This window comes from Stenotrophomonas sp. SrG, assembly GCF_050031795.1.
Lineage (GTDB): Bacteria > Pseudomonadota > Gammaproteobacteria > Xanthomonadales > Xanthomonadaceae > Stenotrophomonas > Stenotrophomonas rhizophila_A.
Genome location: NZ_JBNBBE010001363.1, coordinates 1 through 235 on the forward strand (window position 1 = coordinate 1; position 235 = coordinate 235).

General features: G+C 60.4%; 1 protein-coding gene. It reads right to left on the minus strand.

Features of this window, described 5'->3' with window-relative positions; all coding sequences use genetic code 11:
• On the minus strand, positions 1 to 190 hold a 190-nt coding region (infC, locus tag ACQG3P_RS23860), incomplete at its 3' end, for a translation initiation factor IF-3 (RefSeq protein ID WP_426806435.1).
• Positions 191 to 235 lie beyond the last annotated feature (45 nt).

The window sequence follows — 235 nt, forward strand, 5'->3', positions numbered from 1 at the left end:
GGCGGAACTTCACGTCCTTGATCTCGACCTGCTTGGTCTTCTTCTTGGCCTCGTTGGCCTTCTTCTGCGCTTCGCACTTGAACTTGCCGAAGTCCATGATCTTGCACACCGGCGGATCAGCCTGCGGCTGAATCTCGACCAGGTCCCGACCTTCGTCTTCGGCCATCGACAGCGCTTCGTCACGCGTCAACACGCCAATCCTTTCACCGTCACTGCCGGTCACGCGGACGCGCGG